The sequence below is a fragment of the Streptomyces sp. NBC_00236 genome (assembly GCF_036195045.1).
In the GTDB taxonomy this organism is placed as follows: domain Bacteria; phylum Actinomycetota; class Actinomycetes; order Streptomycetales; family Streptomycetaceae; genus Streptomyces.
On record NZ_CP108100.1, the window covers coordinates 1409678 to 1432526 of the forward strand.

Consider the following 22849-nt stretch of genomic DNA (forward strand, 5'->3'; position numbering starts at 1 on the left):
GGGTGCGTGCACGGCGTCGCGACGGGCGAACCCTGGCTGACGCGGCACTACCGCTCCCCCGGCTCCCGCCACAGCGGGTGCTCGCGACGCGCCCATTGGCGCTCGACCGACCCGGTACGCATGCCACGGCGTGCCTCCGGGTCGGCGAGCGCCATCGCGATGTGTCCGGCCAGCACGATGCCGATCGCGAGCGCCAGCCAGTCGTGGACGAACGTCGCGGCGGTCCGCCACACCAGCGGGGCGAGACCGGTGAACCACATCAGCAGCCCGGTGCCCACCATGACCAGGACCGCTCCCGCGATCCAGGCGGCGTACAGCTTCTGCCCGGCGTTGAACTTCCCGGCCGGGCGGGACTCCGGCCGGTGGTCACGCCGGCGCACCGCCCGCAGCCACTGCCGGTCGTGCGGCCCGAAGCGGTTGAGCCGGCCCAGATCGGCCCGCAGCGACCGCGCGAACAGCCCCGCCAGCAGCGGTACGGGGATGATCAGCCCGGACCACTCGTGCAGGGTGACCACGAGATGGCGGCGCCCGACGAGTTCGGCGAGCTGCGGTACGTACAGACAGGCAGCCGTCGCCACGCACAGGAGCGTCAGCGCGGCCGTGGTGCGGTGCACCCAGCGCACCGGGCCGCTGAAACGTCGTACCCGGCCGCCCGTTTCAGGTGGTGGGGGCATCGTCGCGGCCGTTGGACCGGCCGACCCAGGCGTCGACGTCATATCCGAGCTTCTCCCAGTATCCGGGGCGTACGGAGTCCGTGACGGTGATCCCGGAGAGCCATTTCGCCGACTTGTAGAAGTACATCGGGGCCACATAGAGCCGGACCGGGCCGCCGTGCGAGTGGGACACCGGCCGGTCCTGCATCCGCAGCGCGACCAGCACATCGGCCCGGCGGGCCTGATCGAGCGTGAGGCTCTCGCTGTACGTGCCGTCGAAGCAGGTGAACCGGACGGCCTTCGCGCCGGGCCGGACGCCCGCCGCGTCCAGCAGCGCGGACAGCCGTACGCCTTCGAAGGGGGTCTCGGGCACCCGCCAGCCGGTGACGCACTGGACGTCGCGGACCATGCGGGTCTGCTTCATCCGTTCCAGGGCGTCCAGGGTGTACGTGGCCGGGCGGTCGACCAGGCCGTCGACGGTCAGCCGGTAGTCGGTGGCGCTCTTCTTCGGTACGGACGTGGCGACGGAGTAGTAGCGGAAGCCGCCGCCGTTGGGCAGCAGCCCGGTCAGTCCGGTGGGGTCCTTGTCGGAGAGCGCGCCCAGGCCGGACTCCAGCGTCCGTTGCAGTACGGGGGCGGCGACGAGCCCTGCCGCGCCGAGGCCGAGCATCGTCAGGACGAGCCGGCGGCCCACGGGGGTGCCGGTGGAGTCCGGATCGGGGCCCTGCGCCGCCGGATCCGGCTCCGCGCCGGAAGAGGAACTGTTCACCCGTCGATTCGAGCACTCCGGGCCACCGGGCGCCAGGGGCGGGGGCGGTACGTCACCGGCCCGTCAGATTCTGCCCGCCACCGGCGGGCGGCGGATGCCAGACTTGCGCCATGCCGAACCGTGAAGCGCTCAAGCCCTTTCTTCTCGCGTTCCCCGGCCCGCTGCGCGACCGGCTGGTCGCCGCGGTGCTCGACGGGCGGAAGGTGTCGACGACCGGACTGTTCGTGGAGTACCAGGTGGAGAGGGAAGATCCGCCTCCCGTGGGCGAGCGGTCCGCGCTGATCGACTCGGACGGGCGGGAGATCGCGGTGCTGGAGATCACGGAGGTGCGGATCCTGCGGCTCGGGGACATCGATCTGCAGCATGTCCTCGACGAGGGCGAGGGCGACACCTCGGTGGCCGGGTGGCGGGAGGGCCACGAACGGTTCTGGCACAGCGAGGAGATGCGGGAGGCGCTCGGCGACCCGGAGTTCACGGTCGACGACGACACGCTGGTCGTGGCGGAACGGTTCCGGGTCGTCGAGCGCATCGGGCCCGACGCGGCACAGGGCTGAACGGGCTGCGGCCGGCCGGGGCTCACCGCACCCCGGCCTCGGCCCTCTTCTCCCGGCCCGCACCCTTCACGAGGCCCAGCCGGCGCCGGAACGCGAGCAGCCGGGGGTGGCGTTCGTGCAGGTCGGCCGAACGGCGGTCGAGTTCCTGGCCCAGGCGCTCGGCGCGCTTCTCGATGTCCAGCTCGTCCAGGATGCGGTCCACCTCGGCGAGCAGGGCCCCGTGCAGCTGCCACTTCCTGGGGTGTTCCTGGACGGCGGCCAGCAGGATGTCCGCCACGAGGTCGCGGGTCGCCCGGCTGGTGGTGAGCGCGTCGGCGAGCCGGTCCTCGGCCTCCTCCGCGCTGGCGGCCACCGGAGTGGTGATGAGCACCGAGAAACTCTCGATGGCCCCCGCCATCTGTCCGAACAACTCCCTGATGTGCGCGGCGACCTCGGCGGGGAACAGGGGTTCGTCGACCCGGTCCTTGGCCAGGTCGGTCAGCGTCCTGGCCAGCACCCTCACGACTACCGCACAGATCTCCAGCGTGTCCAGACCGGTGCGCAGCACCACGCGGTGGAGCAGCCCCTGCCGCACTCTCGGGTTGAGCCTGAGGCTCTCCTCGGCCTGCCGCAGGGAGGCGTCCACCTCCACGATGTCGTGGTCGAGACGGCGGGCCCGGTGCAGCCGGTCGGCCGCCTCGGGGACGGTGACCGGACGGGCGAGGTCGCTCCCCAGGTCACGGAACATCTGCCCCATCTCGCGGGCCAGTCCGTCGATGGACGCGCCCGCGGTCTGCACCCACACGGGCGGGGCGAACAGCAGGTTGAACAGCAGGCCCACAGCGGCGCCGATCAGGGTCTCGAACACGCGCTCCCACGCCATGCTCGTTCTCGCGGTCCCTGAGGTGACGCCGAGGACGAGCATGGCGCTGATCGCCACCTCGGGAACGAACTCGTCGACCCGGACCAGTCTGCCGACGATCAGCGCCGTGAAGATGGTCAGCCCCAGGCTCCACCAGGACAGGCCGACCAGGGAACTGAAGCCGCTCGCGATGAGGACGCCGACGACCACGGAGGTCACACGCTTCACCGACATGTTGACGGTGGCGTAGAGGGTCACCTGGACGACGAGCAGTGCGGTCAGCGGTGCGGTCAGGGGTGCGGGCTCGGCCAGCGTCGCGGTCGCCACGGCATAGGCGATCACCGCGGCGCCCGTGGAACGCAGGGTCTGCGCAGCCACGGGCTCGGTGGTGCGCCGGACGAGGTTGATGACGGGTTCGGCTACTCCTGGCATCTTCTTCCCATGCCCGGATCCGGCGCCTCGGCACGGTTCCGCGTCCGTAACCCCACCGGACGGACGCGCGCGGGGCCGTTGGGCGGCCCTCCGGCCGCTCCGGGGCCTCTCGTTTGGATCATGCCGGGCTCGCGGGGTCCTGCCTGATCCAAACGAAGGGCCCTAGCCGACCGCCTGCGCGGCCGCGCGGCCCGCCGCCCGGCCGGAGAAGATGCAGCCGCCGAGGAAGGTGCCCTCCAGGGAGCGGTAGCCGTGCACCCCGCCGCCACCGAACCCGGCCGCCTCACCGGCCGCGTACACCCCGGACAGTGGGCTGCCGTCGGCCGTGAGGACCCGGGAGGACAGGTCCGTCTCCAGTCCGCCGAGCGACTTGCGGGTCAGGATGTTGAGCCGTACGGCGATCAGCGGCCCGGCCTTGGGATCGAGGATGCGGTGCGGCGTGGCCGTACGGATGAGCTTGTCGCCGAGGTAGGTGCGGGCGCCCCTGATCGCGGTGATCTGGAGGTCCTTGGTGAAGGGGTTGGCGATCTCCCGGTCGCGGGCGGTGATCTCGCGGCGCAGGTCGTCCTCGTCGATGAGCGCTTCACCGGTGAGCGCGTTCATGCCGCGGACCAGGGCGCCGAGGTCCTTCTCCACGACGAAGTCCACGCCGTTGTCCATGAACGCCTTCACCGGTCCGGGCACGTCCGCGCGGGCCCGGCCGATCACGTCGCGGATGGACTTGCCGGTCAGGTCGGGGTTCTGCTCGGAACCGGAGAGCGCGAACTCCTTCCCGATGATCTTCTGGTCCAGGACGAACCAGGTGTAGTCGTGGCCGCTGCGCATGATGTGTTCGAGGGTGCCGAGCGTGTCGAACCCGGGGAACAGCGGGACCGGCAGCCGCTTGCCGCGGGCGTCCAGCCAGAGCGAGGACGGGCCGGGCAGGATCCGGATGCCGTGCTTGGCCCAGATCGGGTTCCAGTTCTCGATGCCCTCGGTGTAGTGCCACATCCGGTCGCGGTTGATGTGGTGGGCGCCGGCCTCCTCGGTGATGCCGAGCATCAGCCCGTCGACGTGGGCGGGGACGCCGGAGAGCATCTTGGCGGGCGGGGTGCCGAGCCGCTCGGGCCACTGCTCGCGCACGAGGTCGTGGTTGCCGCCGATGCCGCCGGAGGTGACGATCACCGCCTGGGCCCTGAGCTCGAAGGCACCGGCCGTCTCCCGGCTGCTCGCGGTGCCGCGAGAGGCGTCGCTGGGTTCCAGGATCTCGCCGCTCACGGTGTCGACGGTGCCCCCGGTGCGGCCGAGGCCCGTGACCCGGTGGCGGAAGCGGAAAGTGACGAGGCCCTTGGCGACGCCCTCGCGCACCCGGCGCTCGAAGGGGGCGACGACGCCGGGGCCGGTCCCCCAGGTGATGTGGAAGCGGGGGACGGAGTTGCCGTGGCCGTTCGCGTCGTAGCCGCCGCGCTCGGCCCAGCCGACGACCGGGAAGAACCGCATGCCCTGCCGGTGCAGCCAGGAGCGCTTCTCACCGGCGGCGAAGTCGACGTACGCCTCGGCCCATTTCTTCGGCCAGTGGTCCTCCTTGCGGTCGAACCCGGCGGTGCCGAACCAGTCCTGGAGGGCCAGCTCCTGACTGTCCTTGATCCGCATCCGGCGCTGTTCGGGCGAGTCGACGAGGAAGAGACCGCCGAAGGACCAGTGGGCCTGGCCGCCGAGCGACTGTTCGGGTTCCTGGTCGAGCAGAATGACCGAACGGCCCGCGTCGACCAGTTCCGCGGTGGCGACGAGCCCCGCGAGTCCTGCCCCGATCACGATCACATCAGCGTCGTACGCCATGGGTTCCATCCTTGTCGGGGCGGCGACCGGCTCGCGGTCCGGCGGAAGGACCGCACGTCATCCGTGCGGCCGCTCGCGAAGTTACTCGTGCGTCAGATCTTCGGCACCGGCCGTCCCGGCGTCAACCGCCCGGTCGGCGGCGCTTCGGCCGCCGGTGCCGCTCCCAGGCGCTATCGTCGGTACAAATCACCCTCTTACGGCCTGACTCGGGGTGGGGAAGCGTGTCGGTGCTGGTCATCGTGCTCTCCGTGAGCGCCGCCTGCTGTCTGGGGTTCGGCTTCGTGCTGCAACAGGCCGCCGCCCGCCACGCCCCGAAGAGCGACTACCTCTCGCCCCGGCTGCTGCTGGACCTGATGCGGGTGCGCAGCTGGCTGGCCGGTATCGGACTCATGGTCTGCGGCATGGCGCTGGGCGCGCTGGCCCTGGGCAAGGGCGAGGTCTCCGTCGTCGAACCTCTCCTGGCCACCAATCTGCTCTTCGCGATGGCCCTGTCCCGTCACCGCACCGGTCAGCGGCTCGGCCGGCAGGGCTGGGCCGGGCTGTGGCTGCTGGCCGGCGGGGTCGCCGCGTTCCTGCTGGCGGGCGAGCCGAAGGGCGGGCAGGCCGTGTCGAGTCCGCTGCGGCACTGGCTGGTGATCGGCGTGGTGGTGGGCCTGGCCCTGCTGCTGACCGCGTTCGCCAAGCGCTCACGGTCGGGGGTGTCGCCCGCGCTGCTCGCGGTGGCGGCGGGACTCCTGTACGGGCTCCAGGACGCCCTGACCCGGGTCAGCGGGCAGCGCCTCTCCGACGGCGGCTGGGCGGCGCTCGTCACCGGCTGGCAGGTGTACGCGGTGCTGGTGCTGGGGGTGACGGGGCTGATCCTCGTGCAGAGCGCGTTCGAGACGGGCCCGCTGCGGATGTCCCTGCCGGCGCTGACCGCGGCCCAGCCGCTGGCCGGGATCGCCTGCGGGATCGGTTTCCTGGGCGACCAGGTGCGTACCGACACGGGCGCGCTGGCCTGGCAGGCGGCGGGACTCGCGGCGATCGTGGCCGGGATCGTGCTGCTGGGGCTGCACCCGGCCATGCCGGAGGGGCCGGTGGGCGGACGCCGTACGCAGAGCCTCCAGCCGCACTGAAGTCGGAGTTCCGGACGGTCCCGGCTCCGGACGGTCCCGGCTCCGGGCGGACTCGGTGATGTCCGATTCCTCACAGTCCTCCGGCCTGTCTGGCAATTAATAATGGCCAGCATTACATTGGTCGCATGGCGAGAACGTCGGGACAGTCGGGACAACAGACCAGGGACAAGCTGATCCGCGCGGCAGAGGAGATCTTCGCCGCGCAGGGCACGGACGGCGCCCAGCTGCGCGACATCGTCGCTCTGGCGGGCCAGAGCAACCCGTCCGCGGTGCAGTACCACTTCGGTTCCCGTGCCGGGCTGCTCGATGCGGTGATGGCCGGCCGTCAGGAGCGCACCGAGCGGGTCGTCGCCCCGCTGCTCGACGGGCTGCCCGGGGACTGCGGCGTACGGGAGCTGCTCACCGCGCTGGTGACGGCGGAGGCGAGCCTGCTCGCCGACGACCGGGGCCGCCGCTGTCTGCGGATCTCCGCGCAGCTCAGCCATGAGACCGGACTGCGGACCGGCCGGCTGCACCCCGCGCTGAACGGCACCGCCTACGGACGGCTGATCGGCCGGATCGGGGACCGCCTGGGCGCACTGCCGCAGCCCGTACGCCTGGAGCGCCTCGACCTGGCGCTCACCCTGATCGGCGCGGCGCTGGCCGACAGGGCCCGCCAAGGGCTCGACGGCACGGAACCGCTGACCGGGCAGGAGCTCTTCCTCGCCGACCTCGTCGGCACCACCACCGCATTCCTGCACGCCCCCGCGCCGCACGGCGCGTGAACCACCCGCACCACAAGAAGCAAGAAGGACATGTCATGACCGACAAGAACAGCCTCACCGGCCGCACCGTCATCATCACCGGCGCCGCCCGCGGCCTCGGCGCCGAGGCCGCACGCCTCGCCGTGGCCGGCGGCGCGAACGTGGTGATCACCGACGTACTCGACGAGGAGGGCGCCGCCACCGCGGCCGGGCTCGGCCCGAAGGCCCGCTTCCTCCACCACGACGTCACCTCGGAGGAGGACTGGCAGCGCGTCGCCGCGTTCGCCCGCGCCGAGTTCGGACGGATCGACGGCCTCGTCAACAACGCGGGGGTCTCGACCGGCCAGCCGCTGGACACCGAGACGGTCGAGCATTTCCGCAAGGTCATCGACATCAACCTGACGGCCGTCTTCATCGGCATGAAGACGGTGATCCCGGTGATGAAGGAGAACGGCGGCGGTTCGATCGTCAACATCTCCTCGGCGGCCGGTCTGATGGGCCTCGCCCTGACCTCCAGCTACGGCGCGTCGAAGTGGGGCGTGCGCGGGCTGACGAAGGTCGGCGCGGTGGAGCTCGGCACGGCGGGGATACGGGTGAACTCGGTGCACCCCGGCATGGTGTACACGCCGATGACGGCCTCTGTCGGTATTCAGCAGGGCGAGGGCAACTACCCCAACACCCCGATGGGCCGGGTCGGCGAGGCCGGTGAGATCGGGGAGGCCGTCGTCTTCCTGCTCTCGGACGCCGCCTCGTACATCACCGGCGCCGAACTCGCCGTGGACGGCGGCTGGACCACGGGCCCGACCGTCAAGTACGTCATGGGCCAGTGAGCACCGCCGGAGGTCTGCTGTTGGATGAAGGGCATGAACCCTTCTGACGAGATCCTGGACATCGTCGACGAGAACGATGTCGTCGTGGGCCGGGCCCCGCGCGGCGAGGCGACCGCGCGGGGCCTGACGCATCGCTGCGTCTTCATCGAGGCCCGGGACGCCGACGGAAGGATCTTCGTGCACCGCAGGACCGCCACGAAGCTCGTCTTCCCGTCCCACTACGACATGTTCGTCGGCGGGGTCGTCGGCGCCGGCGAGTCCTACGACGAGGCGGCACTGCGGGAGGCCGAGGAGGAACTGGGCGTGACGGGCCTGCCCCGCCCGGAGCCGCTGTTCAAGTTCCTCTACGAGGGCGGCGGCCACAGCTGGTGGTCGTACGTCTACCGGGTACGGTGCGTGCTGCCGGTGGAACCGCAGGTGGAGGAGGTCGCCTGGCACGCCTTCCTCACGGACGAGGAGCTGGCGGAGCGGCTCGGCGACTGGCCGTGGGTGCCGGACGGCATGGAAGGCTACCGACGGCTCCGGGCGTTCCAAGCATCGTCCTGAAGCGGCCAGAGGTTGGCACCAAAGCAGCAGATAAGGTCTGTACGTGAACGATTTTGTGCAGAGTCTGCGGCTGTGGTGGGCGCCGCAGCGGATCCGCGAAGAGGGCGACACCCCTGACTACCGCTTCTCGCTCGCCAACGAGCGGACGTTCCTCGCCTGGATCCGGACGGCTCTCGCACTGATCGGCGGGGGTTTCGCGGTCGATCAGTTCCTGCCGGAGCTGGCGTGGGGCGTCCGTGCCGGTCTGGCGCTCGCCCTGCTGGCGGCGGGCGTGCTGTGCGCGCTGCGGGCCGTCAACCACTGGGTGCGGTGCGAGCGGGCGATGCGGCGCGGTGAGGACCTCCCGGTGTCGCGGTTCCCGACACTGCTCAGTGTGGCGGTGGCCGTGGTGGCTGTGGCGATGGTGGTGGTGGTCCTGTTCGGCTGGGAGGGCCGGTGACCGCGGCTGAGCGCGATCCCGGACTCCAGCCCGAGCGGACCAGACTGGCCTGGCGGCGTACGACGCTGTCCTGCACCGTCGTCGCGCTGCTGGCCGGGAAGCAGGCCCTGCACGGCGGGGCCACCCCGGCCGGGGTCGTCGCCCTGTCGCTGAGCGTGCTGGCCTGGCTGGGTTTCCTGCGGGTGGCGAACCGGCGGGTGCAGGGCATGGGCACCTCGCGCCCGCAGCCGATGGGGGCCCGCGCGGCGCTGACGGCCGCGGCGTGCACCGTCGCGCTGGCGGTGTTCGCCGCGGCGATGCTGTTCTAAGCGGCGGAGTTCGCCGCGTTATTGCTGTTCTGAGCGACAGAGTTCCGCGTTATTGCTGTTCTGAGCGGCGGAGTTCGCCGCGGCGGTCCCGTCCCGAGCGGCCCGCCGGTGGTCAGCTCTCCCAGTCCACGGTGACGACGATCTTTCCGCGGGTCCGGCCCTCGGCGTTGAGCCGGTGGGCCTCCGCGGCCTCGGCCAGCGGGAAGACCCGGTCCACATGGACCGCGACGATGCCCCGCTCGGCCAGCTCCGCCAGATGGGCCAGATCCTTCGCGTCGGGCCGTACGAACGCGTAGACGCCGCCGTACGAGAACACCTCGCTGTCCACGATGGAGGCCAGGCGCCCGTCCGGTGCGAGGGTGTCGGCGGACACCCGCAGGGCCTCGCCGCCCACGGTGTCGAAGGCGGCGTCGATCCCGTCCGGGGCCAGCGCCCGCAGCCGGTCCGCGAGGCCGTCGCCGTACGCCACGGGCTCCGCGCCGAGCTGCCGCAGGTGGTCGTGGTTGCGTTCGCTCGCGGTGCCGATGACCCTGCATCCGGTGTGGCGGGCGATCTGCACGGCCAGCGAGCCGACGCCGCCGGCCGCCGCGTGGACGAGGACGGTGTCGCCGTTGCGGATGTGCAGCGAGCGGTGCAGCACCTGGTACGCGGTGAGACCGGCCAGGGGAAGGCCCGCGGCCTCCTCGAAGCTCAGGCTCAGCGGCTTGCGGGCCAGGGTGCGCACCGGCGCGGCCACGTACTCGGCGAAGGTGCCGCGGCTGAGGAAGTCCTCCCGCACGTATCCGATGACCTCGTCGCCGACGGCGAACTCGTTGACGGCGATGCCGGGCTGGACGACGACCCCTGACACGTCCCAGCCGGGAATCACCGGGAACACCGCGTCCAGCGAGGCGTCCAGGTGCCCCTCCCGCGCGACGCGGTCGACCGGATTGACCGCCGCGGCCCGTACCTTCACCAGGACGGTGTCGGGACCGACCTTGGGGTCGGGGCGCTCCCCGTACTCCAGGACATCGGCCCCGCCGTACCTGCCGTAGCTGATCGCCTTCATGTACTCGACCCTCGGGCCGGCCCGGGGCACCCGCAACTCAGGCGGGTGCGGGGCGCACCGTCACCAGCGCGGGATCGCCGGCGTCGCCCAGCCCGGCTCGGCCTTGCGCATCGCGGCGGCGTCGTCGCGCTCGCGCATCGTGCCGTCGTCGTCGAGCCAGCGGCGGTGCAGCACGGCGAGGCGTGCCCGGTCGAGTTCGACGCCGAGGCCCGGGGCGTCGGATACGGCCAGCCGGCCGTCGGCGAAGACATGACGGGTGGCGATCACGTCCTCGGCCTGCCAGGGGTAGTGGCTGTCGCAGGCGTAGTCCAGGTTGGGGACGGTGGCCGCGACGTGCGTCATGGCGGCGAGGCTGATCCCGAGGTGGGTGTTGGAGTGCATGGAGAGGCCGACGCCGAAGGTGCGGCAGATGCCGGCCAGCTCACGGGTGCGGTGCAGCCCGCCCCAGTAGTGGTGGTCGGAGAGGACGACCTGGACGGCGCCCCGGGCGAAGGCCTCCGGGACCTCGGCGAGCGTGGTGACGCACATGTTCGTGGCCAGCGGGACGTCGGTACCGGCCGCGACGGCGGCCATCAGCTCCGTGCCGCTCGCGGGGTCCTCCAGGTATTCGAGTACGTCCCCCAGCTGCTCGGCGACGTACAGCGAGGTCTCGACGGACCAGGCCCCGTTGGGGTCCAGGCGCAGCGGCTGCCCGGGGAACGCCTCGGCCAGTGCGCGGACGGCGGCGATCTCCTCGTCGGGCGGGAAGACGCCGCCCTTCAGCTTGAAGGAGGAGAATCCGTACTCCCGGGCGAAGCGCCGGGCCTGGGCGACGACTCCGGCCGGGTCGACGGCCGCGCCCCAGTCGTCCCGTTCGCCGCCGTCCGGGTGCTGGGCCCAGCGGTAGAACAGGTAGGCGCTGTACTCGACGCTGTCGCGGACCTTGCCGCCGAGCAGTGCGTGCACGGGCAGGCCGAGGGTCTTGCCCAGGGCGTCCAGGCAGGCCACCTCGAAGCCGGAGACCACCGAGAGCCGCAGCTTGTCCGCGGTCTGGACGCCGCGCAGTCCGCCCGCGTCGACGCGCTCGTCGGCCGCGCGTGAATCCCCGCACACCTCGTCGGCAAGGGCGAAGAGGCCGTTCACATCGCTGACCGGGCGTCCTGGCAGGGCCGCGGCCAGGGGTTCGGCCAGTTCGAGGTACTTCCCGTCGCCGTAGGTCTCCCCGATGCCGGTCACTCCGCCCCGGGTGACGACCTCCACGATGAGCCGCGGGGTGTAGGGCTGGTGAACGCCCTGGGTGTTGAGGAGCGGCGGGTCGGCGATGAGGATCGGGGTCAGCCGGACTTCGTCGATCAACCAGTCTGTATTCATACGTGAACTCTATTCAGCCATACGACTGAATGCCAGAGTCCGCCCACCATTCGGGCCGGAGTCACACATTCCGTTCCGGAAGTTCACTGGACGACATACCGACTGGTCGGCATCATGAACACCGACGATCCATTCACCCCGGAGGTGCGCACGATGAGCCCAGTCCACCCGCCAGGTCTCGACCTCGACCGCTTGCGCGGACATCTCGACCGCGAGCGGCCGGGGCTGGTGAACGGACCGCTCGAAGCCCGGCTCATCGAGGGCGGCCGTTCGAACCTGACGTACATCGTGACGGACGGTACCGGCCGATGGGTCGTCCGCCGGCCGCCGCTGGGTCATGTGCTGGCCACCGCGCACGACATGAAGCGCGAGCACCGCGTGATCAGCGGGCTGCACCCGACGGCCGTCCCGGTCCCCGAACCGGTGCTGCTCTGCGAGGACGACTCGGTCATCGGCTCGCCGTTCTACGTCATGGAGTACGTCGAGGGCACCCCGTACCGCACGGCGGAGCAGCTCGCCCCGCTGGGCCCCGAGCGCACCCGCAAGGTGGTGCTGGGTCTGGTCGACACCCTCGTGGAGTTGCACGCCGTGGACCCGCAGGCCGTCGGCCTCGGGGACTTCGGGCGCCCCGAGGGATTCCTGGACCGGCAGCTGCGCCGCTGGGGCAAGCAGCTGGACGCCTCCCGCAACCGCGAACTTCCCGGCATCGACGAGCTGCACGCGGCGCTCGGCCGACAGCTGCCCGACTCCCCCGCTCCCACGGTCGTCCACGGCGACTTCCGCCTGGACAACGTGCTGATCGGGGCCGACGACGAGATCAAGGCCGTCCTCGACTGGGAGATGTCGACGCTCGGCGACCCGCTCACCGACCTGGGTCTGCTGGTCATGTACAGCTCCGATCTGGGCCTGTCCGAGTCCCCGGTCTCCACCACCAGCGGCGCGGCCGGCCACCCCTCCCCCGCCGAGCTGATCGAGCGCTATGCCGAACGCTCCGGCCGGGACACCTCCGGCATCTCCTGGTACACGGCGTTCGCCTGGTTCAAGCTCGCCGTGATCCTGGAGGGCATCCACTACCGCTACACCCTGGGCCAGACGGTCGGCGGCGGCTTCGACCGCATCGGCGACCTCGTCCCCGTCTTCATCGAGCACGGCCTCACCACCCTCCAGGAAGGCTGACCCACCCCATGGACTTCGCATTCGACGCCCGTACCGAGGAGCTGCGCGCCAAGCTGCTCACCTTCATGGACGAGCACGTCTACCCGGCCGAGCAGACCGCGGAGGAGCAGCGCGCACTGCTGGCGTCACCGTGGGACACCCCGCAGGTGGTGGAGGACCTCAAGGCCGAGGCCCGTAAGCAGGGGCTGTGGAACGTCTTCCTGCCGGACGCCGAGTACGGTGCCGGCCTCACGAATCTCCAGTACGCCCCGCTGGCGGAGATCCTGGGCCGCTCCCCGCAGTTGGCGCCGACCGCGCTGAACTGCGCGGCGCCGGACACCGGGAACATGGAGGTGCTCGCCCAGTTCGGCACCGACGAGCAGAAGAAGCGGTGGCTGGAGCCGCTGCTGGCCGGGGAGATCCGGTCCGCGTTCGCGATGACCGAGCCGGAGGTCGCCTCGTCGGACGCGACGAACATCGAGACCCGGATCACCCGGGACGGCGGCGACTACGTCATCAACGGGCGCAAGTGGTACATCTCCGGGGCGATGAACCCGGACTGCGCGATCTTCATCGTGATGGGCAAGACCGACCCGGACAGCGAGGACATCCGCCGCCAGCAGTCGCAGATCCTGGTCCCGCGCGACACCCCGGGTCTGACGGTGAAGCGGGCCATGAAGGTGTACGGCTACGAGGACCACTACCACGGCGGTCACGCCGAGGTGGTCTTCGACAACGTGCGGGTGCCCGCCACGAACCTGATCGGCGAGGAGGGCGGCGGCTTCGCCATCGCCCAGGCGCGGCTGGGCCCGGGCCGCATCCACCACTGCATGCGGCTGATCGGCATGGCCGAGCGCGCCATCGAGCTGATGTGCCGGCGCGCGGTGGCCCGTACGGCCTTCGGCAAGCCGCTCGCCCAGCAGGGCGTCGTGCAGAACTGGATCGCCGACGCCCGGGTCACCGTGGAGCAGCTGCGGCTGCTGGTGCTGAAGACGGCCTGGCTGATGGACACGGTCGGCAACCGCGGTGCGCACACCGAGATCCAGTCCATCAAGATCGCCACCCCGCGCGCGGTCGTCTCCATCCTCGACCAGGCGGTGCAGCTGCACGGCGCGGGCGGGGTCAGCCAGGACTTCCCGCTGGCCGAACTGTGGGCGGCGGCGCGGACGCTGCGGCTGGCCGACGGTCCGGACGAGGTGCACCAGCGCTCGCTGGCGCGGCGGGAGATCAAGAAGTACCTGTAGAGGTACCTGCAGGCGGTGGCCCGGCCGGCCGGGGCCGCGGTTCGCGGTCCGCGGTCCGCGGTCCGCGGTCCGCGTCAGTCTTCGCCGGTGCCGATCCGGTCCAGGACCTCCGTGTACCGGGAGCGCCGGTCGGGCCGGGCCCGGGCGGTGGCACGGCGGAGCGCCGGGACCGCCGCCGCGCCCAGCCCGACCAGCCCCTCCGCCGCTGCCTCGCGCACGACGGCGTGCGGGTGCCCGAGCAGTGCCGTCACCGAGGGAACCGCCGGCTCCCAGCCCGCCCGGCAGAGCGTCAGGACGGCCATGCGCACCACGTCCGGCCGGGGGTCGTCCAGCAGGAGTTCGGTGTGGCGCAGATGGGCGTTCCGGCCGAGCATCGTCCGTGAGGTCCGGTGGGCGCGCAGCCGGACCCTGGGCCTGGGGTGGGTGAGCAACGCTCCCAGCAGGTCCAGTAGTTGCGGGTCCCCGTCCGGTTCGGGGCCGGGGTGCCCGGCTGCCAGTTCCGTGAGCGCCCGGCAGATCTGTTCCGGTGTGCCGGACCCGGCGAGGTCCAGCAGTTCCTGCCGCGTCGGGCGGTGGCCCGTCGCGGTGGGACCGGCGGCACGGTCGCGGAGGGCTGCCAGTGCCGCCGCGTCCTGCTGCCCTGCGTCCGGACCCCGCAGTGGCCCCTCCACGAGGCACAGCCGGTCGGCGAGTCCGGTGCGCCCTTCGGCACGCAGGCGGCTGCGGGTCCGGGTCAGGGCCTGGGTGCGCAGAAGCGGGCGTCCGGCGAGCAGGTCCAGGTATCCCCAGGCCCCGGCGTCGAGGCGGTCGCCGAGCGCCTCGGCCAGCGCGTCTGCGGGATGCGCCCGCAACGTGTCCCCGACGGCGCGGGCCACGGCGGGCGGTGCGTGCTCCCACCACTCCAGCAGCAGCGGGACCAGCCGTTGCCTCTCCGCCGGGCCGAGCTCCGCGGCCATGCGTGCCACCCGGTCGCGCAGAATCCCGTCGCCACGCAGTTCCGTCTCGCCGATGGCACCGAGCGCGCGGGCGGGGCCGGCTCCGGCCGGCAGACCGATCCGGCCGCGGAGGTACGCGCGAAGCACCACCAGGCGGGCCTCGGGCTCGGGCCACCGTGCCAGCACCTCGGCCGCGGTCTGCCTGCGCTCCGCCTCGTCCGAACCCAGCATGGCGAGCAGCCGCTCCCGCAGGGCCGCCGAACGCGGCTGGTCCAGGTCGTCGACGCGGACCCGGCGCGGCGACGGCTCCGGTGTGCGGGCGGTCTCCGCGAGGGTCCAGGGTGGCGCGTCGAGGGGCTGGAGCCACGTCATCCAGTCGACGAGCGCGGCGCGGATCCCCGGACCCGCACCGGGGTACGCCTCGACCAGCGCGGTCAGCCGGTCCCGCGAGGGGACCGTGCCGTCGTCCGTGCGGCGGAACTCCGCCAGGGCGTCCGGTGCCCGGACCGCGTGGGCCAGCGCGGCCCGCCAGGCCCTGGTCCCGGCGGGCAGGGGCGCGGCGTCGGCGTGCTCCGGTACGGCGAAGGCCTCCGCGAGCACGGTGGTCCCGGCCCGCCGGGGGTCGGCGTCGAGCCGGGCATCCGCGAGGGCCCGGTCCAGATCGGGGCGGACCAGGACGGCGCCGAGGCGGCGCAGCAGGGTCAGCGTGGACCGGCTCGGCCTGGCCGGCGCGGGGTCCAGGGCGCGTACGGCGGCAACGGCTGCCGTTCTCGCGGTGGCCGTCAGCAGCGGCGCGACGGCTTCGAGCGCGGCGATCAGATCGTGCCGGTCCCCGTCCCGGGCATCGGCCAGCGCGTCCAGCAGGACGGGCGCGGACCGGGAGAACGCCCTGAGCTCCTCGTCGCTCCGCGGCTCGGCGCACAACCACAGCACGAACCGCAGCACCTTGCTCCGGAGCGCCTTGTCCCGGGTCAACGGCCGGGAGCCCGCCAGCGCGAGCCAGTCGCCCACCATCGGCCGCAGCCCGCTCGGCCGGAAGGGTCGGGGCAGCTCGTCCAGCCGGGCGAGTCGCAGCGCGGTCCCGGGGTCCCAGCCCCCGGTCACCAGGGCCTGGATGTCACGGTCCGCACGGGCGGCCGGTGCGGTGGTCCTGTGGCGGGCCGCGGTCCGTGCCAGATCCTTCACGGTGCCGGAGGCGTGCGCGGCCCGGCGGAACGCCACCGGGGCGAGGGCGAGCACCGCCGGCGAGCGCTGCTCGTCCGGTGCGAGGAGGGAGCGTGCGGCGAGGACGCCGTCGAGGTCCTCCAGCAGCAGGCGACGGGTGGCGTCGTCCCGGCTGTGTTCGGCGGCGGCCACGAGGGTGGCCTCGTAGGCGTCGCCGAGGATGGCGCGCAGGGCGGCGACGAGGGCCGCGCGCAGACCGGGATTGCTGTCCTGTCCGAGCCGGGAGAGAAGCTTCGGGAGCGCGACCGGTGCCCCTGCCCGGACCAGGGCCTCGGCCGCCGTCTTCCTGATGTTCATGTTCGGGTGGTCGAGGCAGCCGGCGATGGCGGCGCTCGCCCAGTGGGCCCGGGCATGGCCCAGGGCGAGCAGGGCCTGCCGGACGGTCTGGACGTCCTGGGCCCTGGTCAGCGCGATCAGCGTCGCCGAGAGCGCCTGGGCGTCCTCGCCCGTCGCGTCCTGGGCCAGCAGTGCGACGGCATGCTTGCGGACGTGCCGGTCCCGGTGGCGCAGCAGTCGGTGCACCCGCGCGCGGGTGCCCTTCCAGGGCGCCCTGAGCAGCAGTTCGAGGAGGACCACGTGCTCGTCGTCCGACAGGCCGGGGCGGTCCAGCAGGTCCATCGCCACCGTCGCGACCAGCGCGTTCCCGGCCTCCCGCGCGTCCGCGGCACCGAGCAGGCAGACGGGCCGGATCGCGCCCCGCCCGTGGAGTCGTCGGCCCAGGGCGCTCACGGCGTCCAGGACCTCCTGCGGCACCGCGGGCTCACCGGCCGGCTGCCCGTGTTCCCCGGTCCGGGGAACCGCGTCCGGGCTGCGCGCCTCGGCCTGCCCGGCCACGACGCGCAGCAGCAGGTCGGCGATGACCGGGAGGGTGGTGGCGTCGCCGTGGGCCGCCAGCCGGCACAGGGACGCCACCGGCGCGTCCGGGTCAAGGTGGGAGCTCAGCAGGGCCAGTTCCCGCGCGTCCGGTCCGCCGAGGTCGGCCGCGATGCGCGGCGGCAGATCGACCGGGTCGAGGCGGGCGAGAAGGGCACCGCGCAGGTCCGGATCGCGGTTCAGCTGCCACAGGAGTTCCAGGGCCCGGCTGCGTACGGGGCGCAGATGCGGCGCCGTCCCGCCCGTGGGCAGGCCCAGTCCTTCGCACAGGGCGCGTACCGTCCGGTCGCCGCCGATCGCCTCCAGCGTGTCCAGTGCCGCGGCCGGCGCCGAGGGGAGCAGGGCGATGACGGCCTCCTCGGCGTCCGCGTGGCGCAGTTCGCGTATCGCGTCGAGGAAGGGCCCGGGTGCGGGGGCCGAGGGCAGTACGCGGGCGACGGCGTCCCCGACCGAAAGGTCTCCGGCCCCCTGCCCGGCCAGGGCGACGAGCAGGGCGAGCCGGCGCGGCCAGCCCGGATCGTCGGCCGGCACGTCGGTGAGGACGCGCAGCGTCTCGTTCCGGGAGGTGAAGAGGATCGTCGCCACGTCGTGGGGCGGGATCGAGTGGTCGGACAGGGCCAGGCCGATGACGGCGCGGACCTGCGGGCCGTCCGGGAAGTGCCCGCGGCGGTGGAGACCGCGCAGGCAGACCACGGCCGGGCCGCCGAGCAGCAGGGGATCGCGGGCGGCGACGGCCGTGAGCTCGCCGATGTCGTCGCGGTCCGCCAGTTCGCCGAGCAGTTCCATTCCGCGTCGCCGAAGGCCCGGTGCGAGGTGTGGGTCCGCGACGACCCGGAACAGCAGGTCCCGGTGCCCGTGGCGCGCGGCGGCCGCGAGGGCGGCGTCGGCCACCGCGGGCCGCTCCCGCACGGCGTCCCGGGCCGGTTGCCCGGCCGGATCACGGAAGAGGTACGGGGCGAAGAGGCCGGGCGGCAGCGGGTCCATCGCCGCCCACGGTTCGGCGATGGCGTCCAGCGCGTCCGCGACGACCGGGGATCCGGCGGCTCCCAGCAGGGCGGTCAGCTTCTCCCGGACCAGCGCCGGGGCCAGCAGTCCGCCGTGCAGCCCTTCCCGGGCCAGCCGCAGCGCCTCGGCCTGAAGGACCGGGTCGCCGCTGCCCGCCAACTCGTCCACCAGGAGCGCCGGCCGGTACGCGCCGGTGATCCCCGCACCCCGCACGGCCTGGTACAGGAGCTCGCCCGGGGGCTCGTCCCGGAGCACCTCGGGGTCGTGCAGCACGTCGGCGCGCAGCCAGGCGATCCGTACCCGGGCCGGCAGGCGCCCGGCCGTGCGCCACGGCGGCCGGGGGCGGCCGTCCAGCCGGTGGCCGAGCCGCTCGTAGAGCTCCGCCAGGAGAAGATCGGCCTCCGGCAGCCCGGTGAGTGAGGCGGGCAGGATTCCGGCGAGTGCGTCGGCCTCGCCGTCGTCGCAGGGCGGGCACCCGGTGACGCGCTCGTCCAGCCGGACCAGCGCCGCGTGACGCTGCCCGGGGTCCGTGTCCCCGAGAAGTCGGCCCAGGGCACGGAGCTCTTCGTCGACCGGTGTCCGCATCGTCGGATGCTAACCGGGTACGCCGGGGCTCCGGCAACGTCATTTCGGACCGCGTCAGTAGCCGCCGTACGGTACGTGGTCGGCGAGGGCCAGTTCGCGAGCGAAGGCCCGTACCCGCAGGAGGCACCGGGCGAGGGCCCGGACGGCTCTCGGCCGGTGCGGCCCGTAGGCCACCTTCCACAGAGCGGGGACACGCGTCGAAACCTGGATGTGCGCCATGTATCCACCTTCGCCCCGCCAAGCCCTTCGGTCCAACAGATGGATTCGCTGGCTGCGATCGCTACCGTAGATGGATGGAGATTCGGCAGCTCCGCCACTTCATGGCGGTGATCACGCACGGCAGCTTCACCGCCGCCGCCCGCGCGGAACTGATCGTGCAGTCCGCCCTCAGCACCTCCGTCCGCAACCTCGAACGGGAGCTGGGAGCCGATCTGTTCGAACGGACCGGCCGGCGGGTGGTCCTCACCGAGGCCGGCCGGGCGCTGCTGCCCTCGGCCCGTACGGTGCTGGCCGGGACGGACGCGGCACGCGAGGCGGTGGCCGCCGTCTCGGGGCTGGCCACCGGACGGGTGCGGATCGGCACGATCCAGACGCTGACGTGCGTGGACCTGGCCGCCGAACTCGCCGCGTTCCACCGGCTGTGGCCCGGGGTGCAGATCTCGCTGCGCGAGGCGACGACCCCGGAACTGGTCGCGGGGGTCCGCGCCGGCGAGCTGGACCTCGCCTATCTCGCACCGGACGCGGCCGAACTCCCGGAGGGCATCACGGCCTTCGCGTCCTGGCAGGAGGACCTGGTGCTCATCACGGCGCCGGGCCACCGGCTCGCGACGGCCGGGCGCACCCTGATCAAGGACCTGGCCGACGAGCCGTTCGTGGACTTCCGCGCGGGCACCGGCCTGGAGACGGCGGTGCGGCGGCTGGCCGCGCACTGCGGTCTGGAACGCCGGATCACCTGTGACGTGACGCAGATCCGGCTGCTCGTCGACCTCGTACGGGCGGGCATCGGCGTCGCGATCGTGCCGCGCCGCATCGGCGAGGACGCCGGGCTGCCGTGCGTCAGTATCCGGCAGCCGGAGCCGGGCCGGACCGTGGTGCTGGTGGGCCGGGCGCCCCGGCCGCGCAATCCGGCGGCGGAGGCGCTGCTGGGGCGGCTGGCCGGTGGTGGACCGGCCTGACGGATCAGGGCCGCAACGCGCGCAGCAGCAGGTCGGCGAGGTGGTCGGCGACCTCCTGCTGGGTCAGCGGGCCGTCCGGCCGGTACCAGGTCGACAGGTGGTGGACCGAGCCGAAGTGGTAGTCGACGATCAGGTCCGCGGGGGTGGCCGAGGAGAACACCCCGCTGCGCTGCCCCTCCTCCACGAGGGCCCGGAAGCGCTCGTGGTAGCGGCGCCGCTCCACCCGTACCTGCTTGTTCTTCTCGGGGCTCAGGTGGTGCATGGAGCGGAAGAAGATCGAGGCGTCGTCGAGGTTCTCGATGGTGGTGACGACCACGTCGGCAGCGGCTTCGCGCAGCCGCTGCTCGACGGGGGCGTCGGCCTCCGCGAAGGCGTCGAGACGCTCCTGCTGGAGCCGCAGGACCCGGGCGTAGACCTCCTGGAGGAGGTCCTCCTTGGAGCCGAAGTAGTGGTAGAGCGCGCCCTTGGTGACGCCGGCCGCCTCGACGATCTCCTGGACCGAGGTGCGGTCGTACCCCTGCTCGGCGAAGAGCCGGGTGGCGGCGGCCAGCAGCCGCTGGGGGACGGGGGTACCGCTCCCGTCCGTCGCCTTGGCCATAGCCGCCACCTTCCTTCCGTGAGTCATGTGGGTTGCGTGAACCGGTTCTAGCGGGGTGAACGCAGTTCCCGCCTGAGGATCTTCCCACTTGCGGTCTTGGGAAGTTCCGTCAGGATCTCGACTTCGCGCGGATACTTGTACGCGGCGAGCCGTTCCTTGCAGTACGCACCCAATTCGCCGGGTTCGACCGAGGCGCCGGGCCGCAGACTGACGTAGGCGCGGACCGTCTCGCCCCGGTAGGTGTCGGGGACGCCGACGACGGCGGCCTCGCGCACGGCCGGGTGGGTGTAGAGGACGTCTTCGACCTCGCGCGGCCAGACCTTGAAGCCGGAGGCGTTGATCATGTCCTTCTTGCGGTCGACGACGTAGAGCCAGCCCTCGCGGTCCATGAAGCCGATGTCGCCGGTGCGCAGTTCGCCGTCCGGGAAGGCGGCGGCGGTGGCCTCGGGCAGCCGCCAGTAGCCGGACACGACCTGCGGGCCGCGCACCGCGATCTCGCCCTGCTCGCCGAAGGGGACCTCGGCCCCGTTCTCGTCGATGATCCGCACGACCGTGTCCGGGCCGGGCACGCCGACCGAGAGGGTGCCGGAGACCGGGTCGACGGGTGCCTCGCGCTCGGGCGGCACCGAGGCACAGGGGGCGGTGCACTCGGTGAGGCCGTAGCCGTTGCGGATGTACGGGCCGAAGCCCGCCCGGAACTTCTCGACGAGCGCGGGCGGCAGCGGCGCGCCGCCCGAGGAGATCACCTGGAAGGAGGCGAAGTGCTCGGGAGTGACACCGGGGGTCGCGGCGAGCGCCATGAAGGCGGTGGACGGGCCGACGGTGTACGCGGGCCGGTGTTCGGTGAAGGCGTCGAGGACGACACCCGGGTGGAAGCGGTACGCCAGCACCAGGGTGCCCGCGTTGGCGAGGCAGGCGGCCAGCTGGCAGACCATGCCGGTGATGTGGAAGAGCGGGGCGAGGGCGAAGTAGGCGGAGCCTTCGGCGATGGGGTGGCCGGTGCGCTGGCGCTCGGCGTTGACCATGATGTTGCCGTGGGAGTTCATGGCGCCCTTGGGGGTGCCGCTCGTCCCGGAGGTGTAGCTGATCAGCGCCACGTCGGTGGCGGCGAGCTCCCGGCCGGCGGGGGCCGCGAGACCCTGCCGGGCGACGGCCACCAGGTCGTCGGCGTCGTAGGCGGGCGGCAGCCGCTCGAAGTTCAGCACCCGCTCGTCGCTCGAAGTCTGGAGGTCCAGCTCGCAGGCGATGACGGCGATCCGGACCGACAGGGCGCCGGCGGCGGTGTCCCGCAGATACGCCTCCCAGGCCCGGTCCGAACAGATCAGCGCCGTGACCTCGGCGTCCTTCAGTACGTGACCGACCTCGGCGGACTTGTACATCGGGTTGAGCGGAACGACCGTCGCCCCGGCCTTCCAGGCGCCGAGCAGCGCGAGCACGAACTGCGGGGAGTTCTGCAGCATGATCGCGACCCGGTCGCCGCGCTCCAGGCCCCGGGCGGCGAGGTGCCCGGCCACGGAGTCGGAGAGCTCGTCGGCCTCGCGGTAGGTGAGGCGTCCGTCGAAGTAGGCGAGTGCCGGGTGGCCGGGGGCCCGGGCGACGGAGTCACGGAAGGCGTGCACCAGGGTCTCGGCGGGGTGGACGGGGGCCCGCTGGGCCTCGCTCAGCAGCGGGAGCCAGGGCTTCGCCGCGTAGATCGACTCGCTCATGCGCCGGTCTCCTCCCACTTGCGCTGAAGGCGGTTCATACTGCCGAGCCAGTGGTCGGTGTCCTCGGTGCGGGCCCGGTAGTAGCCGGCGACCTCGGGGTGGGGCAGAACGAGGAAGCGGTCCTCGGCCATGGCGTCGAAGAGGGCCTCGGCGACGTCCTCGGGCTCGATCGCGCTGGGCGCGAGGACGAGCTTCCCGGCCGATCCGGCACCGGTGAGCATGTCCGTACGCACGCCCTGCGGGCAGATCGTGTGGACCTTGATGCCGCGGTGGCGGTAGGTGAGCGAGAGCCACTCGGCGAAGGCGACCACGCCGTGCTTGGTGACGCTGTACGGCGCCGCGCCGATCATCGTCAGCAGTCCGGCGGCGGAGGCCGTGGAGACGAACCTGCCGCTGCCGCGCTCCAGCCAGTCCGGGACCAGCACCCTGGCCGCGCGGACATGGGCCATCACGTTGACGTCCCAGGCCGCCGCCCAGACCTCCTCGTCGGCGAGGACATCACCGGGTGAGGCGAGGCCGGCGTTGGCGCAGTAGACGTCCACCGTGCCGTCCAGCGCGTCCCGTGCGGCTTCGACGATCTGTGAGGCGTCGCCGGCGACCGCGATGCCGCCGATCTCCTCGGCCAGCGCCTTGATCCGGCCCTCGTCGAGGTCGTTGACCACGACCCGTGCGCCCTCGGCGGCGAATCTGCGGGCCAGCGCGGCGCCGATGCCGCCTCCGGCTCCCGTGACCACTACGCCCGCGCCCTGCACCGTACTCATCGGTCCCGCCTCTCTCAGCCGACTGCACCGGCAGACTAACCGGTCGGTATGTCGTCGGGGAAGGGGTGCAGGCCACCGGACGCCAGAGGTTGCGCCATTGACAATGCCGCCCCGTCCGCCCGCGTCGTTCCCAGCGACCCGC

21 protein-coding genes are annotated in these 22849 nt (G+C 72.6%); 10 read left to right on the forward strand and 11 right to left on the reverse strand.

Annotated elements, in window-relative coordinates; translation table 11 throughout:
* Positions 1-47: 47 nt before the first annotated feature.
* Both OG446_RS06180 and OG446_RS06185 read right to left on the reverse strand, forming a co-directional pair.
* The gene (locus OG446_RS06180; protein ID WP_328893067.1) at positions 48-674 is read right to left on the reverse strand and encodes a cytochrome b/b6 domain-containing protein; all 627 of its coding nucleotides are present in this window, start codon (positions 672-674) and stop codon (positions 48-50) included.
* Positions 658-1323 carry a molybdopterin-dependent oxidoreductase gene (locus OG446_RS06185; protein ID WP_328898211.1) on the reverse strand — a complete coding sequence of 222 codons (666 nt, stop codon included), beginning with the start codon at positions 1321-1323 and terminating at the stop codon, positions 658-660. The genes OG446_RS06180 and OG446_RS06185 overlap by 17 nt, the downstream gene beginning before the upstream one ends.
* A 209-nt stretch (positions 1324-1532) precedes the next feature.
* Here OG446_RS06185 and OG446_RS06190 point away from each other — a divergent pair, with 209 nt between their 5' ends.
* A complete protein-coding gene (locus OG446_RS06190) occupies positions 1533-1976 on the forward strand; it encodes an ASCH domain-containing protein (RefSeq protein ID WP_328893068.1) in 444 nt (147 codons plus the stop codon).
* A gap of 22 nt (positions 1977-1998) precedes the next feature.
* Here the strand turns inward: OG446_RS06190 and OG446_RS06195 are convergent, their stop codons facing one another.
* The gene (locus OG446_RS06195; RefSeq protein WP_328893069.1) at positions 1999-3249 is read right to left on the reverse strand and encodes an FUSC family protein; all 1251 of its coding nucleotides are present in this window, start codon (positions 3247-3249) and stop codon (positions 1999-2001) included.
* Positions 3250-3411: 162 nt separating this feature from the next.
* Complete coding sequence (locus tag OG446_RS06200; protein WP_328893070.1) at positions 3412-5067, reverse strand: FAD-binding dehydrogenase; 1656 nt, start codon at positions 5065-5067, stop codon at positions 3412-3414.
* 221 nt (positions 5068-5288) lie between these two features.
* On the opposite strand from OG446_RS06200, the gene OG446_RS06205 reads away from it, so the two are divergent.
* The 6 genes from OG446_RS06205 (at position 5289) to OG446_RS06230 (ending at position 9048) form a co-directional block, all read left to right on the forward strand.
* Positions 5289-6182 (forward strand): DMT family transporter, encoded by an 894-nt coding sequence (locus OG446_RS06205; RefSeq protein WP_328893071.1) that lies wholly within the window; start codon positions 5289-5291, stop codon positions 6180-6182.
* Positions 6183-6307: 125 nt separating this feature from the next.
* Positions 6308-6946 (forward strand): TetR/AcrR family transcriptional regulator, encoded by a 639-nt coding sequence (locus tag OG446_RS06210; RefSeq protein ID WP_328893072.1) that lies wholly within the window; start codon positions 6308-6310, stop codon positions 6944-6946.
* Between the two features lie 35 nt (positions 6947-6981).
* Positions 6982-7755, forward strand: a complete 774-nt coding sequence (locus OG446_RS06215) for a glucose 1-dehydrogenase (protein WP_328893073.1) — start codon at positions 6982-6984, stop codon at positions 7753-7755.
* Between the two features lie 33 nt (positions 7756-7788).
* Complete coding sequence (locus OG446_RS06220; RefSeq protein WP_328893074.1) at positions 7789-8301, forward strand: NUDIX domain-containing protein; 513 nt, start codon at positions 7789-7791, stop codon at positions 8299-8301.
* A 43-nt stretch (positions 8302-8344) separates the two neighbouring features.
* Entirely contained in the window at positions 8345-8740 is a 396-nt protein-coding gene (locus OG446_RS06225) for a YidH family protein (protein WP_328893075.1), read from the forward strand.
* Positions 8737-9048: a DUF202 domain-containing protein gene (locus OG446_RS06230; protein WP_328893076.1), complete on the forward strand. Its 312-nt coding sequence runs from the start codon at positions 8737-8739 to the stop codon at positions 9046-9048. The genes OG446_RS06225 and OG446_RS06230 overlap by 4 nt, the downstream gene beginning before the upstream one ends.
* 112 nt (positions 9049-9160) lie before the next feature.
* Here OG446_RS06230 and OG446_RS06235 read toward each other — a convergent pair whose 3' ends face one another.
* Together OG446_RS06235 and OG446_RS06240 are read right to left on the reverse strand one after the other, a co-directional pair.
* A complete protein-coding gene (locus OG446_RS06235; RefSeq protein WP_328893077.1) occupies positions 9161-10096 on the reverse strand; it encodes an NADP-dependent oxidoreductase in 936 nt (311 codons plus the stop codon).
* Between the two features lie 60 nt (positions 10097-10156).
* Positions 10157-11446, reverse strand: a complete 1290-nt coding sequence (locus OG446_RS06240; RefSeq protein ID WP_328893078.1) for a glucarate dehydratase family protein — start codon at positions 11444-11446, stop codon at positions 10157-10159.
* 153 nt (positions 11447-11599) lie between these two features.
* Between OG446_RS06240 and OG446_RS06245 the strand changes: the two genes are divergently transcribed.
* Both OG446_RS06245 and OG446_RS06250 read left to right on the forward strand, forming a co-directional pair.
* Positions 11600-12622 carry a phosphotransferase family protein gene (locus OG446_RS06245; RefSeq protein ID WP_328893079.1) on the forward strand — a complete coding sequence of 341 codons (1023 nt, stop codon included), beginning with the start codon at positions 11600-11602 and terminating at the stop codon, positions 12620-12622.
* An 8-nt stretch (positions 12623-12630) separates the two neighbouring features.
* A complete protein-coding gene (locus tag OG446_RS06250; protein ID WP_328893080.1) occupies positions 12631-13845 on the forward strand; it encodes an acyl-CoA dehydrogenase family protein in 1215 nt (404 codons plus the stop codon).
* Positions 13846-13919: 74 nt separating this feature from the next.
* On the opposite strand, the gene OG446_RS06255 is transcribed toward OG446_RS06250, so the two are convergent.
* Together OG446_RS06255 and OG446_RS06260 are read right to left on the reverse strand one after the other, a co-directional pair.
* Entirely contained in the window at positions 13920-18467 is a 4548-nt protein-coding gene (locus OG446_RS06255) for a HEAT repeat domain-containing protein (RefSeq protein WP_328893081.1), read from the reverse strand.
* Between the two features lie 54 nt (positions 18468-18521).
* Positions 18522-18686, reverse strand: a complete 165-nt coding sequence (locus OG446_RS06260) for a hypothetical protein (protein ID WP_328893082.1) — start codon at positions 18684-18686, stop codon at positions 18522-18524.
* 74 nt (positions 18687-18760) lie between these two features.
* Between OG446_RS06260 and OG446_RS06265 the strand changes: the two genes are divergently transcribed.
* On the forward strand, positions 18761-19642 hold the full coding sequence (locus OG446_RS06265; RefSeq protein WP_328893083.1) for a LysR family transcriptional regulator: 882 nt from the start codon (positions 18761-18763) through the stop codon (positions 19640-19642).
* Between the two features lie 4 nt (positions 19643-19646).
* Here the strand turns inward: OG446_RS06265 and OG446_RS06270 are convergent, their stop codons facing one another.
* Genes OG446_RS06270 through OG446_RS06280 form a run of 3 tightly spaced genes read right to left on the reverse strand, consistent with a single transcriptional unit; the run spans position 19647 to position 22707 of the window.
* Complete coding sequence (locus tag OG446_RS06270) at positions 19647-20240, reverse strand: TetR/AcrR family transcriptional regulator (protein WP_328893084.1); 594 nt, start codon at positions 20238-20240, stop codon at positions 19647-19649.
* Positions 20241-20287: 47 nt separating this feature from the next.
* Positions 20288-21946 (reverse strand): class I adenylate-forming enzyme family protein, encoded by a 1659-nt coding sequence (locus OG446_RS06275; protein ID WP_328893085.1) that lies wholly within the window; start codon positions 21944-21946, stop codon positions 20288-20290.
* Positions 21943-22707 (reverse strand): SDR family oxidoreductase, encoded by a 765-nt coding sequence (locus OG446_RS06280; protein WP_328893086.1) that lies wholly within the window; start codon positions 22705-22707, stop codon positions 21943-21945. Before OG446_RS06280 ends, OG446_RS06275 begins: the two co-directional genes overlap by 4 nt.
* Between the last annotated feature and the right edge of the window lie 142 nt (positions 22708-22849).